Raw genomic sequence first — 15,476 nt, forward strand, 5'->3', positions numbered from 1 at the left:
GCGGGGAGCGCCGTCATCGCCGCTGCCGCCACCGGTGTGGGGCGCCAAAGATTAGGGGAACCTAATTAGTGCTTGCAAGTTCAACATCCGGCCATGATCACCCTCCGGACCGGCCTCCGCCCCGGCCGTCGCGGGGTCCGCCCCGGCCGTGCGCAGGGCCGCGCGTGCCACCGCGTCGGCGTCGGAGAGGGTGACCGAGTCGACGCCCGGGCGGGCCCCCGCGGCGGTCACCCAGTGCACCCCCTCGGTGGGTACTCCGAAGGCGAACCGTCGTGCGTGCGCTCGTCCCTGACGGTTGATCAGGCGGTACGGCCGAGGTGTGACGTCCAGGCCCCCGGTCTCGTGCCCGTCGACCGTGTGCGGCCGGGCGCCGCCGGTTTTGAGGAGGCGTACCAGCAGGTCGTCGGCGGCCCTGCGGAGGTCGGGCTCGGGCAGCCGGGCCTCGACGAGTGTGGCGACCCTCACGGTCGAACCCGGCACGTCGGGCGAGTGCGCGACGAAACGGCCGTCCCGCGCCGTCACCTCCATGCGCGGCCCCACGACCGTCAGGACGCCGGCCTCGATCAGCGCGGTCAGCTCCTCGATACGTCGCCGGGGCGGGCCGATCGACAGGAACGCGTTGAGCGGGGTGTACCAGCGGTCGAGGTGGTCGCGGCGCGAGTCGCCGGCGAGGCCGCCGTGGTCGACCACGAGCCGGAGCTCGTTGCGCAGGTCGCGCAGCACGTCGAGGGCGGCCTTCAGTGGCCCGTCCACGTTGCCGAGCGAGGCGTGCGCGGCGTCCTCGCGAAGATGGCCGAGAAGCCAGGCGCGCCATGTGGCGGGAGAGGTGTACGTGCGGCCCGAGGCGGGGCGGGAGACGCGGTCCCAGGACCACAGAAGGTCCTCGGGTATCCCGAACTCGCCGAGGACGGCGGCCTCTTGGCGGGAGCGGTGGGGTGTGGCGAGGAAGCGCTCGCGGAAGGAGCCGGCGGTGCGGGGCGGGGTGTCCGCGGTCCGCGGGAGTGTCCGCAGGAGCGTCTCGTAGTAGACCGTCTCGACCTCCTTCGCGACCAGTGGCCATATGTCGGCGAGGAAGTCGGGGGCGTCGCCGGAGTCGGCCCGCTTGCGGAATCCGGATATCAAGTCGGGGGTGAGTACGGCGGGTCGGTGGCGGCCGTACGCTCCCTTGGCGTTGTCGCCGCGCGCCTGGTGCGGGATGCCGCGGCGTGAACCCGCGTACAGGCGGGGCTCGTTGCCCGAGGGGACGTAGCGCAGGCCGCCGTCCGCCGTGCGTACGTGGCGCCCGCCGCGGCCTTGCGTCAACAGGGCCATGTGGTCGAAGAAGTTGAGGCCGAGGCCGCGCAGGAGGACGGGTTCGCCGGGGGCCAGGGGGCTCAGGTCGAGCTCGGCCGGGTTGGCGGGCGGGAGGTGGCGCAGGCCGTGCCGCCGGGCGTACTCGGCGAGGTCGTGCTCGGCCGGGGTGGCGACGGCGGGCAGGTGGCCCTGGGCGAGGACGACCGCGTGCAGGCCGGTGAGGCGGTGGCCGTCGGCGAGGGTGAGGGCCTGGAGACCGTCCTCGGCGTCGTCGAGGCGGACGGCGCGGGTGGCGTGCGCGACGACCTCGACGGAGGCGGGGGCGGCCGCGACCGTCTCCGCGTACACCCAGCGCAGGTAGCGCCCGTACTGGGCGCGGGTGGGGTACGCGTCGGGGCCCACCGGTACGTCGTGCCGCGCGGCCCACTCGTGCAGGCTCGGGCCCGGGTGGATCGGGCCCGAGCAGTCGACGCTGGCGTCGGTGAACAGGGTGACCTGTGAGGCGACCGTGTTCATGAGGAGTTCCGGTGCCTGGTCCGTGCGCCAGACGGCGCCCGCGCCCGGTGGGTGCGGGTCGATCACGTGGACCGTGAGCCGGGTCCCGGGCGGGAGGAGCTCGTCCGCCGAGGCGGTGAGCCGTTCCAGGACGCTGGTGCCGCGGGGGCCCGCGCCGACGATGGCGAGGGCGGGCTCGGGGTGGGGGACGGGCACGGTGGGACTCCCGAGGCATGTGGGGCTGCTGGGAAGTGGACGGGTGGGCTCATCATGCCGGTTCCCTGCCGGGAGTGGTGCAGACCAGTGGGGGTGTGGTCGGTGTCACCCGGTGCGGTTGGCCGTCGGCCGGTGCGGGTGGGCCGTCCCTACGCCACGGGGCTCCGCCCCGGACCCCGCGCCTCAAACGCCGGCGGGGCTGAAAAGATCGCCTCAATCGCCGGCGGGGCTTGATCTATCAAGCCCCGCCGGCGATTGAGGCGATCTAGCCCCTGCGGCGATTGAGCAGCGGAGCCCCGTGGCGTGGGGGACGGTTACGTCAGGTGGCGGTCGTCTGCCCGGATCAGGCCGCGCCCCGCGGTCGCCTGGTCGAGGGTCAGGGTTGCGGTGCGGGAGCGGAGCGTGAGGGTCATGAGTTGGTTGCCGAACCAGGGGCCGCCTGTGCGGCGCCAGGTGATGTGCGGGGAGCCCGCGCGGGCATGGCGGGCAAAGCGGCGGCCGAGGAGGCGCCCGAACCGGCTCCAGCCGAAGCGGAAGCCGACGCGTATGGACGCCGGTACGGAGTTGTGGACCGGGGAGCAGGTGAGTTGGAGGACGCGGGCGCTCGGGGCCTCCGTGCCCGCGGGCCAGCTCGGCTCGGCGACGTACGCGTGGTGGACGTCGCCGGAGAGGACGGAGATGGTCGCCGGTGCGGCATCCCCCGAGCCCGCCTCCGCGATCAGGTCCGCGAGCGCCTCGAACGACTTCGGGAACGCCGCCCAGTGCTCCAGGTCCGCCCTGCGCCGCAGATCCTCCCCGAACCGCGCCCAGCGCGGCCCCCGTTCACCCCGGCACAGCGCCGCGTTCCACTCCTCGGCGTCGTGGATGAGGTGCGGGAGCAGCCAGGGCAGCGACGTGCCGATGAGGAGGTGGTCGTACGTGCCGCGGTCCGCGAGGGCCTGCTCGCGCAGCCACTCTGCCTCGCCGGGGGAGAGCATCGCCCGGTTCTGCTCGTCGAGGACGCGGGCCGCCCGCGTGTCCACCATCAGCAGCCGTACGCGGCCGAAGTCGCGGCGGTAGCTCCAGCGGACCGACTCCGGAGTCGCGTCGGCGCGGGCGGCGAACTCCCGTAGGGCGTCCGTGCCGTCGGGGGTCGCGCGGACCGCCTCGTAGACGGGGTCCTTCGCCAGTTCGGCCGGTGAGAGATTGCCCATGTGCTGGTGCACCCAGTACGACATCAGGCCGCTGAGCAGGCGCTCGCGCCACCACGGGACCGCGCGCATGTCGGCGAGCCAGGCGGAGCTGGTGTTCCAGTCGTCGATCAGGTCGTGATCGTCGAAGATCATGCAGCTGGGGACCGTGGAGAGCAGCCAGCGGACCTCCGGGTCGAGCCACGACTCGTAGTAGAGGTGCGTGTACTCCTGGTAGTCCGCGACCTCGGTGCCGGGAGGCTCCGACAGGTCGCGGCGGCGCGCGAGCCACGCCTGCGTCGCCGGTGAGGTCTCGTCCGCGTAGACCTGGTCACCGAGGAGTACGAGGACGTCGGGGCGCTCGGCGTCCGGGTCCGCGGCGATGCGGGCGGCCAGGGTGTCGAGGGCGTCGGGGCCCACCGGGTCGTGCTCGGCGGCGGGCGGAGCCGCCCAGCGGCACGAGCCGAAGGTGACACGGACCGGGTCCCCGGAGTCGTACGCCGGGGTGCGGATGGTGCTGGCCGGGTAAGGGGAGTCCGGCAGCGGCCAGACCCCGCCGCCGTCGAGGATCACCTCGTACGTGGTCTCCGTGCCGGAAGTGAGTCCGGTGACCGGGATCAGCGCGTAGTGGTGCCCCTCGACCTGGAACGTGGGCGCGCTGCCCGACGCGCCGTCCGCGCAGCGCACCTCGGCGACGCAGGGCCGGTTCGCCTCGACCCATACCGTCGCCGTCTCCTCGTCCACGTACCGCAGCAGTGGTCCAAGGCGCAGCCTCGCCACGTGATCGCCTCCCGCTCGTTCCTCCGACGTTCCGGCCCCGTACGGTACGGAACGTCGGAGGGGGCGGGGCGGTTCCGGCAGACTTATAACGACCGGGCCGGGCACGCCCGAATCGGCCGGACCCCAGGTCTCAGCAGCCGCTGAGCCCCGACTGGATCGCCGACTTCTCCGCCGGGTCGACACTGAGCGCGTAGTGGTGCTTCACCTGGACCCACATCCGCAGATACGTGCAGGTGTACTCGGTGCGCGAGGGCATCCACTCGGCGGGGTCCTGGTCGCCCTTGGACTGGTTGACGTTGTCGGTGACCGCGATGAGCTGCGGGCGTGTGAGGTCGTTGGCGAAGCCCTGGCGCTCGTCGTTGGTCCAGGAGTTCGCGCCCGACTTCCACGCCTCGGACAGCGGGACGACGTGGTCGATGTCGACATCGCCGGAGGCCGTCCAGGTCTCGCCGTCGTACTCCGAGTACCAACTCCCCGACGTCGCCGCGCAGTCGGAGCCCGTCTGGACGTCCTTGCCGTCTCGCTTGAGGACCTCCTCGCGGGTGTTGCAGGCGCCGGACTGGGTGATCCAGTGCGGGAACTTCTCGCGGCTGTAGCCGTCGGAGGAACCTTCCGCCTTCTCCGTCAGCTCGCCGAGGTACGTACGGGCGGTGGCGGCGCTGACGGGGGTGGGCGGCGCGGCCTGGGCGGACGGCGTGGCGAGCAGCAGGGCGAGGGCGGTGACGCCGGTGGCGGCCGCGGCGAACGAGGATCGACGCGCGTAGACCGGGCGTATGCGGCGCGAGGTCGAGGTGGGGCGCATGTGAACTCCCTTGATGTGGGGGTGGAGTTACGAGGTCCAGGGGCAGGCCTGCCGCACCGTGTGCTGTGGGGCGCTCCGTGTGGCAGGGTCGCGTCAATATGGTGGCGGGCCAGGGGGTCGATCACAAGTAGGCCCGGCAAAACAGGAGTTGGCCGGGGCCGGGCGTGAAAAACAACGTGGGGATTTTCGTCGAGCGCTGATCGCACCGGGGCTCTCGTCCGTACCTTCCGGTATCCCTTGTTCGCGACTGGAGGCACCATGCGACTCTCGCGCTCCACGGCCGGAAACCTCTTCGTGATCGGCGCGTTGATCGTGACCGTCTCGGCCCTGGCCTACCCCGCCATGCTCGGCGTGCAGAACACGACCACGACGCAGGCGCGCGTCGTCGGCAGCACCCGCTGGGGCCCGCTCACCGAGGCCGACCGGGACTTCGTGGTCAAGGTCAGGTCGGCCGGGCTGTGGGAATTCCCTTTGGGCCGGGAGGTGTTGAAGCGGGGTACGACGCCGGAGATGAAGACGGCCGGGCAGCACCTCGTCGTCGGGCACTCCCTGCTGGACGCCAGTTGCCGCAAGATCTCCCAGGATCTGGGCATCACCCTGCCCAATCAACCCACGCCGCAGCAGCAGCAGTTCGTGGCGACGGTGGAGTCCAAGCGCGGCAAGGAGTTCGACTCCACGGCGTCGAACATCATGCGCGTCACGCACGGGCAGATCTTCCCGGCCATCAGCAATATCCGGGCCACCACGCAGAACGCCGAGATACGGCGGCTCGCGAACGAGGCCAACGACGTCGTGCGCGACCACATGGAGGTCCTGGAGAAGACCGGGCTCGTCAACATGGACCAGGCCCTCGCCGAGCAGACCGGACCGCCACGGGTCCCGAAGGCGCAGATGACCCCGCCGGTGCCGCAGCCCGGAGCTCCGCAGGTCGCGCTGATCGCACCGCCTGGGCTGCCGAATCCGTACACGAAGACGTTCCCGTCGTCGCCGCCGACGACGGGCTGAGCTGCGACGACGGGGGTGTCGGCGGGGCGTGAGGGGGGCGGGTGGCGATCTTCGGGGGAGTTTTTGTATCGTGAAGAAACAAAGTGGCACCCGCCCGTTCAACCCTGACCAGCGGGCGGGGCCGCCTTGTCCCTCTTACGCCTCCGCAGGTCTGGAGCCCGCCGATGACGGCCACGCCCACGGTGCCCACTGTTCTCAAGGCGCGCGCACTCCTCCTCGACATGGACGGCACCCTCGTCAACTCCGACGCTGTCGTGGAGCGGATCTGGCGGCGCTGGGCGGCCGCCCATGGATTCGACGCCGAGCAGGTCCTCGCCGTCGCGCACGGCCGCCAGGCCCACGCCACGCTGGCCGAGCTGCTCCCCGAGCGGCCGATGGAGGAGAACTACGCGGACAACGCGCGCATGCTCGCCGAGGAGACCTCCGACGTCGAGGGCGTCGTCGCCGTGCCGGGCGCTCCGCGCTTCCTGGAGTCGCTGGTCGCGGGCGGCGTTTCGCACGCCCTCGTCACCTCGGCCGACCTCGCGCTCTCGACGGCGCGGATGGGGGCGGCGGGGCTCGCGTACCCGGCGGTGCGGGTGACCGCGGAGAACGTGGGGGCCAGCAAGCCCGATCCCGAGGGGTTCCTGAAGGGCGCCGCCGAGCTGGGTGTCGATCCGGCGGACTGCGTGGTCTTCGAGGACTCGGGGGCGGGAATCGCGGCGGGGCGCTCCGCGGGGATGCGGGTTGTGGGGGTCGGGCCCCGGGCCGTGTCGCAGGGGGCGACCGTGTGTGTGCCGGATCTTTCGGCGGTACGGGTTGAGGTTCTGGCCGACGGGGGAGTCGCGCTGCACCTGGGGTGACGTTTTGCCCTGGGCCACAGAGGCTGAGCCCCGGCGCGGGATTCGCCTACTCACGGTTGCGCGCGCAGTTCCCCGCGCCCCTTACGCCCACCCGTCTCCCGCTCAAGAGCTGTGCGCGTCGACGGGCCGTATTCGCCGTGCTTGTCGGTGGTGATGCCGCGGGAGTATTGGTAGGTGCCGACCGCGGTTTCCGTGGGGCTGTCGAAGTCGCCGGTGATTTCACCCACGTAGAGGTTCAACTGCTTGAGGCGCCACTGGAGTTCGGCGACCTCGTGGCCGCTGTCGCCCCTGCGCAGGGTCGTCTCCTCCGTCGGTGTCGACGACGTCGTGCGGGAAGCCGAGGGGGACGGGGTCCTGCGTTCCTTGCGCTCCGTGTCGGGCTTCTCGCGGGTCGGGGTGGGCGACGCCGTGAGCGTCCGGGAGTGCGTGGGTGAGGGCGGGGCGGCCGGGGAACTCTTCGCCGACGGGGACGCGGAGCGCGTGGTGGGGGTCGCCGAGCGGGACGGGGCGAGCGTCATCGCCGTCGCTTTCGCGGCCGTGGTGTCGGAGGCCGAGGCCCCGTCGTCGCCCGGTGACGTGATCAGCACCGTCACCAGGGTCGCCACACTCAGCACGCCCGTGACCGCGGAGAGCAGCAGCATCCGGCCGTGCCTGGCCGGCTCGTCCGGCGCCGGCTCTTCTTCGTCGTCCGGGGTGTGCGCGGGCGGTGGCGGATACGCGTACGGGTCGGCGGCCCGCGGCGGCGTCGGCTGTGAGGGCTCCGACAGCGAGACGTAGGGGCGGACGCGGAGCGGAGCGAAGGCTTCCGGCTCGCAGGCGCAGGACGGTGCGCCGTCGGGACCCTCCGCGGTCCCGCACTCCGGACACGTACGACGTTCTTCACTCACCGCTGCCGAACCCCCTCCGAGCGCTCCGGCCCCCCGCCAGGTCGCTGCAGCGCATTATGCAGACCCATGGGACCCGCCCGCAGCGCCGGTCCCATAAACCCTCGTCAGCGCCCATGTGCACACCGTGACCGGACACCGCCGCGTAAAACTTCCCGCGCCGCATGACTCAACAGGCCAAACCTGGTCACACCTACCAGGATGGGAAGTACCAAGCACCCGGCCGCGTTCGTGCCGGGCCGGCTTCGGAGGCGGTCATGAGCAGCCAGGACATCGAGAGCGTGGGGCCCGGGGACAGCGGTCGCGGAGCGCCCGCCGCGCCCAGGGAGAACGCCAAGTCCGGCGGCGTCCTCGTGTCGATCGGCGCGCTGCTGCTCGGCATGCTGCTTGCCTCGCTCGACCAGACGATCGTGTCGACGGCCCTGCCGACCATCGTCAGCGATCTGGGCGGCCTGGAGCATCTGTCCTGGGTCGTCACCGCGTACATGCTCGCCGCGACGGCGGCGACCCCGCTCTGGGGGAAACTCGGCGACCAGTACGGGCGCAAGAAGCTCTTCCAACTCGCCATCCTGATCTTCCTGGTGGGCTCGGCGCTCTGCGGACTCTCGCAGAACATGGGCCAGTTGATCGGCTTCCGTGCTCTGCAGGGCCTGGGCGGCGGCGGGTTGATGGTGCTGTCCATGGCGATCGTCGGCGATATCGTCTCGCCGCGTGAGCGAGGCAAGTACCAGGGCCTCTTCGGCGCCGTGTTCGGTGCGACGAGCGTCCTCGGGCCGCTGCTCGGCGGACTCTTCACCGAGCACCTGAGCTGGCGCTGGGTCTTCTACGTCAATCTGCCGATCGGCGTCGTCGCGCTCCTCGTGATCGCCGCCGCCCTGCACATCCCGGTCCGCTCCACCAAGCACCGTATCGACTACCTCGGCACGTTCCTCGTCGCCTCCGTCGCCACCTGCCTCGTCCTGGTCGCCTCGCTCGGCGGCACCACATGGGCGTGGGGCTCGCCGCAGATCATCGGTCTCGCGATCCTGGGCGTCGTCCTCGGGATCGCCTTCGTGTTCGTCGAGTTCAGGGCGCAGGAACCGGTCCTGCCGATGCGCCTGTTCCGGGTCCGCACCTTCACCCTCTCCGCGATCATCAGCTTCGTCATCGGCTTCGCGATGTTCGGCGCGATGACGTACCTGCCGACGTTCCTGCAGGTCGTGCAGGGTGTCACGCCGACCATGTCGGGCGTGCACATGCTCCCCATGGTCTTCGGCATCCTGCTGTCGACCACCCTGTCCGGGCAGGTCGTCAGCCGCACCGGGCGCTGGAAGATGTTCCCGGTCGCCGGCACGGCCCTCACCCTGATCGGGCTGCTGCTCCTGCACAACATGGACGAGCACACGGCCACGGGCGTCATGAGCCTGTACTTCTTCGTCTTCGGCGCGGGCCTCGGCCTCGTCATGCAGGTCCTGGTCCTGATCGTGCAGAACGCCGTCCCGTACGAGGATCTGGGCGTGGCCACATCGGGTGCCACGTTCTTCCGCTCCATCGGCGCCTCGTTCGGTGTGGCGATCTTCGGCACGATCTTCGCGAACCAGCTCGGCAGCAGGCTCGGCGACGCCCTCGCCGGACGGCAGCTGCCACCGGGCGTCACCCCGGACTCGCTCGGCGCCGACCCGCGCGGCATCGCCTCCCTCCCGCCGGATATCCGGGCGCCGGTCATCCACGCCTACTCCACGTCCATCACCGACGTCTTCCTGTACGCGGTCCCCGTCACGCTGCTCGCCTTCGCGCTCGCGCTGCTGCTGCACGAGGACCCGCTGCGCGGCTCGGTCACCGCGCCCGACGTCACCGAGACGCTCGCCAGCAACCCCGTCCAGCGCTCCTCGTACGACGAGGCGGCGCGCGCCCTGTCCACGCTCGGCAGCCGCGAGGGGCGCCGCGAGGTGTACGAGAAGATCACCGCCAAGGCCGGCTACGACCTGCTGCCCGCGGCGAGCTGGCTGGTCCTGCGCACGCATCGCAACGGGTGGGCCGAGCCGGGCGTGCTCGCCGAGTACACGGCGATCCCGCTGCCCGTGATCCTCGACGCGGCCCGGCAGGTCGAGGAGCGCCGCCTCGCCGTGCGCGAGGGCCCCGACCTGATCCTCACCGACGAGGGCCGCGCGGTCGCCGAACGCCTCTCGCGGGCCCGCGAGGAGTCCCTCGCCGAACTGCTCGGCGACTGGTGGGGCCCGGACCGCCCCCGCGACCTCGTCCAGCTGGTCTCCGACCTCAACAGGGAGATGTGCGGCTCGGACGAGGAGCGGCCGCACGCGGCGGCGGGGGCGGCGCCAGCGGCTTCCTGAACCAGTGCTCGGCGTAGACGTCGTCGTTGTGCGGCGCCGTCTCCTCGTAGCCGAGCCGCGCGTACAGGGACCGCGCCTCCACCAGGTCGCTGCGGGTGTCGAGGCGGATCGCGGTGGCGCCGAGCGCGCGGGCCGCGTCCTCCGCGGCGGCCACCAGGAGAGCTGCGCCGCCCTTGCCGCGCAGCTCCTCGGTGACGTAGACCCGCGTGAGCTCGGCCGTGACCGCGTCCACAAGCCGTACGCCCGCCGTCCCCGCGGGCTCGCCCGCGTACCGCGCGAGCAGCAACCGGCCGCGCGGCGGCGCCAGTTCGGAGCCCGACTCGGCGGCGATCGCCCGCTCCAACTCGACCGGGTCCGACGCGTGTCCCTCGTGCAGCAGATACCAGCGGTCGCTCACCTCTGTGTAGTACGCGCGCCAGAGCACGGCCGCGGCGGGGGAGTCGTACGGCTCCGGGGTGACGGTCCAGGACGTGATGTTCATGGGACATGGTGAGGCCGGTGGGGCGGCCGGGCGCAAGCGGGATTACCCGTATCCGGCCCCTGCGGCGTTTGTACAGCGGAGCCCCGTGGTGTGACCGGCAGTCCCGGTGGGCCGGGATCTGTTTCAGGTGGACCGTCAGGGCAACTCGGCGTGGAACAGCCACAGTTGAGGGAAGGCAGTCATGTCCACAGGCTTGATCATCGCTCTGATCGTGGTGGGGGTCGTGATCGTCGTCGCGGCCGGGGTCTTCGCCGCGCGGACCGCACCCCGTGGCGGACGCGGGCTGCGGCGCAGGTTCGGGCCCGAGTACGAGCGGGCCGTGGCGCGGCACGACGGTGACACCAGGGCCGCCGAGCGCGAGCTGGCCGAACGCGTGCGCCGGCACGGAGCGCTGCGCGAGAGGCCGCTGGACCCCGTCGCCCGCGAGCGTTATCTGGCGCGCTGGGCCGACGCCCAGGAACGGTTCGTCGAGTCCCCGGACGTCGCCGTCGCCGAGGCGGATCTGCTCCTCGCCGACCTGGCGCACGAGCGCGGCTTCCCGGACGGCGGCCGCTACGACGAGCAGCTCGACGCGCTCTCCGTCCACCACGGCCCGCACGTGCACGGCTACCGGCGCGTGCACCGCGCGGCGCACGCCCGCACGGGCCGCGCGGACGAGAGCAGGGCCGGTACGGAGGAGCTCCGCGAGGCGCTGGTCGAGGCCCGGCCGCTCTTCGACGAACTCGTCGGCCCGGACCGCGCGACGGCCCGCGCCCGCACCACGGACGGGCCCGCGCACCAGCACCGCGACAAGCGGCCCGGCGTTTTCAAGGGACGTCTGGCGAAGGGGAGTTGAGGGCCATGACGGACATCCGACGGGCCGAGGCCGACGGGGTCGACAAGGGGATCGCCGTGGATCCCACGGCGGGCCGGCGGGCGGGCCGCGAGGCGGATCCCCTGGCGGCCCCTGACGCGGACCGCGGAACCGGCCGCGAAACGGACCCCGTGGCGGACCGGCGGGCGGGGCGTGACACGGACCCCATGGTGGACCGCGGGGCCGGCCGTCGCGCGGACTTCGCGGCGGGCCGTGACATGGGCCCGGCGGCAGGTGGCCAGGTCGGTCCCGAGGGCGGGATACGTTCCGGAGGGCGCTCCGGCCTCGTCCCCACGGGTGAGCGCGATGAGCTCGAAGGGCGGCTGCGGCACGCGCTCACCGGCTTCGTCGACGAGCCGCGCGCGGCCGTGGAGGAGGCCGACCACGTCCTGGAGGACCTGACGGCCCGCCTCACGGAAACCCTCGCGGGCCACCGCCGCACCCTGCGCACGTCCTGGCAGGGCTCGACGGAGGACACGGAGCGGCTCCGCCTGGCCCTCCAGGACTACCGGGAAACGGCGGAGCGCCTGCTGAGGCTGTGAGTCGTGGGCCCCTGGGCGGGCCGGAGCCTGGACTTGACGGGCTCCGGCCCGCCGTCGGGCCGCGCCGCCGTCGGGCCGCGCCTCGTGCCCGGTCGGGGGCCGTTCCCCGTCGGCCCCCTCCGGGCCGGCCCCGTCGGAGCGGGAGCCCCCGGAGGGGGCGGGTGGGTGGGAAGGGGGCGAAGGACGCGGAGGCGGTAGGGCGCGCCCGAGTCGGCATTGAGCCGATGCCCGGGGCGGCGTCAGACCGACGGGAGAGCCCGGAGCTTCACCCCCGGAGGTGACCGGTCCGGCCCCGGGCCACCGGGCGAGCCCTCGAACAGCAGGTCAAGGGGCCGGGGCCGACCGATCCCGGTCACCCCGGAGGCGTTACGCCGTCTTCGGCGCCGCCTGCTGCACGACCTCGAACGACCACACCGTGGACCCGCTCGCGGCCGGCTTCGGCCGGTCACCGCCCTGCGGGCCCTGGTGGGCCGCCTTCATGGGCCCCTCCATCCAGGCCTGGAAGGCGGCCTCGTCGCGCCAGCGGGTGTAGACGAGGTACTGGTCGGTGCCCTCGATCGGGCGCAGCAGCTCGAACCACTCGAACCCGTCGGAGTTCTCGACGGAGCCGGCCCGCGCGCCGAAGCGCTTCTCGAGGACTTCCCGCTGCTCTTCGGGAACGGTGAGTGCGTTGATCTTCACGATGCTCATGCGTCCATCGTGCCTCAGCGACCTCTCAGGCCGACTCGCGGCCCGGCCGCGCCTCCCGCCACTCCCGTACGAGTTCCTCGATCTCTTCGGGCGTGTAGGGCTTCAGGCCGAGCGGTGGTCCTGGCGGCGGCTTGAACATCATGTCGCGGATCTTGTCGTTGAGTTCGGTGAGCATGCCGCGCACGACCCGTTCCGACGGGGCCTTGGGCAGCGCCGCCAGGGTGTCCTCGGCCTCCTTGCGCAGCGCGAGCGAGGGCGGCAGGACGGAGAAGCCCTCACGGGCCAGCTTTCCCTTGATCCACCAGTTCTCGTCGTACGTGGTGTCGGCCGAGGAATCGAGGGGTTTGCCCGAGCCGGGCAGCGAGGAGAAGTCGCCGCGTCGTTCCGCGTCGCGGATCTGCTTGTCGACGAATGACTCGAAGCTGACTCCAGGCGGTTTTCGTTCGGTCATGAAGCAAGTGTCCCAGAGCGGTTCGAGGCGCCATAGGCTGCGCGTCACCACGGGCGACGAAGGCTCGACGGTGGGTAGGGGGAGCGCGGTGCTCGAACTGACCATGGCCACCACGGCCGGTGGCGACGAGGGGGCGACGGCCGCGATGGCCATGGCCGACGCCCGGAGCGAGCCGGGATCTGTGCTGCGGGTCGGCCGCGACGCGAGCGTGTGCCGGCTCGTGACTCCGGATGACTGGCTGTTCGTGTCGCGGGTGCACCTGGAGTTCCGGTGCGGCCCTGAAGGCGAGTGGGTCCTGTTCTGGCTGCGCGGCTCGCAGGACGACCCCGCCTCGGAGGTCCGGTTGCGGTTCGGGCCGCAGGGGCAGGGGATGGGGCAACTCGTCACGTACGGCGGGGTGGTGACGCTGCCGCGCGGCTCCTGGGGTGACGTGCTCGTGGTCGACCGGAGCGGGCCGCGCAGCGTGCACGTCGGCTTCTGTCACGAACTGACGTAGGCGAGCGCGAAGCCGTCGTGCCCCTTCGCGCCCACCGTCTGGATCGCCGTCGCGTCCAGCCTCGGGTGATCAGCCAGGAGTTGGAGCGCGGCGCGGGTGCCGACGACGTCGCCCTCCGTGGAGTCGGGGTTCGTCACGCGGCCGCCGCGCACCACGTTGTCGACGACGATCACGCTGCCCGGGTGCGTCATGCGCAGCGCCCACTCCAGGTAGTGCGGGTTGTTGACCTTGTCCGCGTCGATGAAGACGAGGTCGAAGTCGCTGCCCTCCTCGGCGAGGCGCGGCAGCGAGTCGAGCGCCGCGCCCACCCGGACCTCGACCACCTTGTCCAGGCCCGCTCGGGCGATGTTGGCGCGGGCCACCTCGGCGTGCCGGTCGCTGTACTCCAGCGTGATCAGGGCCCCGTCGGCGGGCAGCGCGCGGGCCAGCCAGATCGTGCTGTAACCGCCGAGCGTGCCGATCTCCAGGATCCGGCGGGCGCCCTGGACGCGGGCGATCAGGTGCAGCAGTTTCCCGTTGGTGGGCGAGACGTTGATGGCGGGCAGGCCCGCCGCCTCGCTGTCGACGAGTGCGGCCGCCAGGGCCTCGTCGGCTGGGGCGAGAAGCCTCGCGAGGTAGGCGTCGACGGCGGCCGCGGACTCGGGCTCAGGGTGTGCCGGTTGAGTCGTCATGGCCGTCAGCGTAGGCAGGGGAACGCGAAAGCGGGCGGGGCCGCGGCGATGAACACCGCCGGGACCCCGCCCGCTCGAAGAACTGTCACACCGCCGGCGGCGAGCCCGGCAGCGGCTTGCCCGCGGACTCCTTCATGCGCCACACCGCGACGGCGCCGATGACGGCCGCGGCCATCATGTAGTACGCCGGGATCATCAGGTTGCCCGTGGCCGCGATGAGGGAGGCCACGACCAGCGGCGTCGTACCACCGAAGATGGAGACGGACAGGTTGAAGCTGACGGCCAGGGAGCCGTAGCGGACCTTCGTGTCGAACAGCGCGGGCAGCGTCGAGGGCATCGACGAGGTGAAGGAGACGAGCAGCAGGCCGAGCGCGGCCAGGCCGAGCGCGATCGCCCACGTGGAGCCCTGCTGGATCAGCAGGATGGCGGGGACGGACAGCGCGAGGAAGCCGGCGCAGCCGATGCCGATCACCCAGCGGTGGCCGAAGCGGTCGTTGGCGAGACCCATCGGGAGCTGCACGACCATCATCAGCAGCATCACGCCGATCAGGATCAGCGTGCCGTGCGTGGCGTCGTAGTTCAGCTCCTCGCTCAGGAACGTCGGCATGTAGGAGAGCAGCATGTAGTCGGTCACGTTGAAGACCAGGACCAGCGCGATGCACAGGAACATCGGCTTCGCGTTGCCGACGAACATCTCCTTGAGCTTCGGCTTCGGGAAGGACTTCTCCTTCGCCTCGGCCTCGTCCGCCAGCTTCTGGAACGCCGGCGTCTCCTCCAGCTTCATCCGGACGTAGAGACCGACCAGACCGATCGGGCCCGCGATCAGGAACGGGATGCGCCAGCCCCAGCTGTAGAGGTCGTCGGAGGCCATCGTCGTCGTGAGCACCGTCGCGAGGGCGGCGCCGGCGACGTAACCGGCGTTCGTGCCGAGCTCCAGGAACGAGCCGAAGAAGCCGCGGCGCTTGTCGGGCGCGTACTCGGCGATGAACGTGCAGGCACCGCCGTACTCACCACCGGCCGAGAAGCCCTGCACCATGCGGGCCACGATCAGCAGCACCGGGGCCCAGATGCCGATGGCGCCGTGCGACGGGATCAAGCCGATCGCGAAGGTGCCCGCCGACATCATGATCATGGTGATGGCGAGGACGCGCTGACGGCCGATGCGGTCGCCGAGCGGGCCGAAGAAGGCGCCGCCGAGGGGGCGCACGAGGAAGGCGGCGGCGAAGGTGCCGAGCGTGGACAGGACCTGTGCCGTGCTCGATGCCGAGGGGAAGAAGACGTGCCCGAGCGTCGCGGTCAGATAGCCGTAGACGCCGAAGTCGAACCACTCCATCGCGTTGCCGAGGGCTGCCGCCTTGACCGCGCGCTTGACCAGCGCGGGGTCGGTGGCGGTGGGCTCGGATGAGGTGCGGTCCTTCGCGAGGGCGTCGGACCGGCCGGTACTGGGGGCGATGGAAGTGGCGCTGGACACGGGTC

The 15,476-nt window shown here is 71.9% G+C and carries 15 protein-coding genes; 6 read left to right on the forward strand and 9 right to left on the reverse strand.

Features of this window, described 5'->3' with window-relative positions; all coding sequences use genetic code 11:
- Positions 1-51 precede the first annotated feature (51 nt).
- The 3 genes from ACIRHA_RS37950 to ACIRHA_RS37960 form a co-directional block, all read right to left on the reverse strand.
- Positions 52-2,004 carry an FAD/NAD(P)-binding protein gene (locus ACIRHA_RS37950; RefSeq protein ID WP_403855463.1) on the reverse strand — a complete coding sequence of 651 codons (1,953 nt, stop codon included), beginning with the start codon at positions 2,002-2,004 and terminating at the stop codon, positions 52-54.
- 314 nt (positions 2,005-2,318) lie between these two features.
- Entirely contained in the window at positions 2,319-3,953 is a 1,635-nt protein-coding gene (locus ACIRHA_RS37955) for an alkaline phosphatase D family protein (RefSeq protein WP_403855465.1), read from the reverse strand.
- 130 nt (positions 3,954-4,083) lie between these two features.
- Entirely contained in the window at positions 4,084-4,728 is a 645-nt protein-coding gene (locus ACIRHA_RS37960) for an HNH endonuclease family protein (RefSeq protein WP_403855655.1), read from the reverse strand.
- A gap of 285 nt (positions 4,729-5,013) precedes the next feature.
- On the opposite strand from ACIRHA_RS37960, the gene ACIRHA_RS37965 reads away from it, so the two are divergent.
- Entirely contained in the window at positions 5,014-5,760 is a 747-nt protein-coding gene (locus ACIRHA_RS37965) for a DUF4142 domain-containing protein (RefSeq protein WP_403855467.1), read from the forward strand.
- Positions 5,761-5,924: 164 nt separating this feature from the next.
- Entirely contained in the window at positions 5,925-6,602 is a 678-nt protein-coding gene (locus ACIRHA_RS37970; protein WP_403855469.1) for an HAD-IA family hydrolase, read from the forward strand.
- A gap of 50 nt (positions 6,603-6,652) precedes the next feature.
- Here the strand turns inward: ACIRHA_RS37970 and ACIRHA_RS37975 are convergent, their stop codons facing one another.
- Entirely contained in the window at positions 6,653-7,489 is an 837-nt protein-coding gene (locus ACIRHA_RS37975) for a peptidoglycan-binding protein (RefSeq protein ID WP_403855471.1), read from the reverse strand.
- A gap of 254 nt (positions 7,490-7,743) precedes the next feature.
- On the opposite strand from ACIRHA_RS37975, the gene ACIRHA_RS37980 reads away from it, so the two are divergent.
- A complete protein-coding gene (locus tag ACIRHA_RS37980) occupies positions 7,744-9,816 on the forward strand; it encodes a DHA2 family efflux MFS transporter permease subunit (RefSeq protein WP_403855473.1) in 2,073 nt (690 codons plus the stop codon).
- On the opposite strand, the gene ACIRHA_RS37985 is transcribed toward ACIRHA_RS37980, so the two are convergent.
- Positions 9,743-10,297, reverse strand: coding sequence for a GNAT family N-acetyltransferase (locus tag ACIRHA_RS37985; protein ID WP_403855475.1), 555 nt, complete (start codon positions 10,295-10,297; stop codon positions 9,743-9,745). The genes ACIRHA_RS37980 and ACIRHA_RS37985 overlap by 74 nt on opposite strands.
- A gap of 181 nt (positions 10,298-10,478) precedes the next feature.
- Between ACIRHA_RS37985 and ACIRHA_RS37990 the strand changes: the two genes are divergently transcribed.
- On the forward strand, positions 10,479-11,132 hold the full coding sequence (locus tag ACIRHA_RS37990; RefSeq protein WP_403855477.1) for a hypothetical protein: 654 nt from the start codon (positions 10,479-10,481) through the stop codon (positions 11,130-11,132).
- A 5-nt stretch (positions 11,133-11,137) separates the two neighbouring features.
- Positions 11,138-11,692: a hypothetical protein gene (locus ACIRHA_RS37995; protein ID WP_403855479.1), complete on the forward strand. Its 555-nt coding sequence runs from the start codon at positions 11,138-11,140 to the stop codon at positions 11,690-11,692.
- A gap of 366 nt (positions 11,693-12,058) precedes the next feature.
- Here the strand turns inward: ACIRHA_RS37995 and ACIRHA_RS38000 are convergent, their stop codons facing one another.
- Positions 12,059-12,382, reverse strand: coding sequence for an antibiotic biosynthesis monooxygenase (locus ACIRHA_RS38000; protein WP_326023400.1), 324 nt, complete (start codon positions 12,380-12,382; stop codon positions 12,059-12,061).
- Between the two features lie 25 nt (positions 12,383-12,407).
- Complete coding sequence (locus ACIRHA_RS38005) at positions 12,408-12,833, reverse strand: DUF1992 domain-containing protein (RefSeq protein ID WP_403855481.1); 426 nt, start codon at positions 12,831-12,833, stop codon at positions 12,408-12,410.
- Between the two features lie 88 nt (positions 12,834-12,921).
- On the opposite strand from ACIRHA_RS38005, the gene ACIRHA_RS38010 reads away from it, so the two are divergent.
- Positions 12,922-13,329: a hypothetical protein gene (locus tag ACIRHA_RS38010; protein WP_403855657.1), complete on the forward strand. Its 408-nt coding sequence runs from the start codon at positions 12,922-12,924 to the stop codon at positions 13,327-13,329.
- On the opposite strand, the gene ACIRHA_RS38015 is transcribed toward ACIRHA_RS38010, so the two are convergent.
- The gene (locus ACIRHA_RS38015; RefSeq protein WP_403855483.1) at positions 13,314-14,000 is read right to left on the reverse strand and encodes an O-methyltransferase; all 687 of its coding nucleotides are present in this window, start codon (positions 13,998-14,000) and stop codon (positions 13,314-13,316) included. The two genes, ACIRHA_RS38010 and ACIRHA_RS38015, sit on opposite strands and share 16 nt — an antisense overlap.
- Positions 14,001-14,085: 85 nt before the next feature.
- Positions 14,086-15,471 (reverse strand): MFS transporter, encoded by a 1,386-nt coding sequence (locus ACIRHA_RS38020; RefSeq protein WP_403855485.1) that lies wholly within the window; start codon positions 15,469-15,471, stop codon positions 14,086-14,088.
- Between the last annotated feature and the right edge of the window lie 5 nt (positions 15,472-15,476).

The sequence above is a fragment of the Streptomyces sp. NPDC102360 genome, from assembly GCF_044766085.1.
Classification (GTDB): domain Bacteria; phylum Actinomycetota; class Actinomycetes; order Streptomycetales; family Streptomycetaceae; genus Streptomyces.

Bases quoted from the DNA above. Each gene is read 5' to 3' on its own strand.
- ACIRHA_RS37965 (WP_403855467.1), top strand. From the start codon at position 5,014: ATGCGACTCTCGCGCTCCACGGCCGGAAACCTCTTCGTGATCGGCGCG.
- ACIRHA_RS37970 (WP_403855469.1), top strand. From the start codon at position 5,925: ATGACGGCCACGCCCACGGTGCCCACTGTTCTCAAGGCGCGCGCACTC.
- ACIRHA_RS37980 (WP_403855473.1), top strand. From the start codon at position 7,744: ATGAGCAGCCAGGACATCGAGAGCGTGGGGCCCGGGGACAGCGGTCGC.
- ACIRHA_RS37985 (WP_403855475.1), bottom strand. From the start codon at position 10,297: ATGAACATCACGTCCTGGACCGTCACCCCGGAGCCGTACGACTCCCCC.
- ACIRHA_RS37990 (WP_403855477.1), top strand. From the start codon at position 10,479: ATGTCCACAGGCTTGATCATCGCTCTGATCGTGGTGGGGGTCGTGATC.
- ACIRHA_RS37995 (WP_403855479.1), top strand. From the start codon at position 11,138: ATGACGGACATCCGACGGGCCGAGGCCGACGGGGTCGACAAGGGGATC.
- ACIRHA_RS38000 (WP_326023400.1), bottom strand. From the start codon at position 12,382: ATGAGCATCGTGAAGATCAACGCACTCACCGTTCCCGAAGAGCAGCGG.
- ACIRHA_RS38005 (WP_403855481.1), bottom strand. From the start codon at position 12,833: ATGACCGAACGAAAACCGCCTGGAGTCAGCTTCGAGTCATTCGTCGAC.
- ACIRHA_RS38015 (WP_403855483.1), bottom strand. From the start codon at position 14,000: ATGACGACTCAACCGGCACACCCTGAGCCCGAGTCCGCGGCCGCCGTC.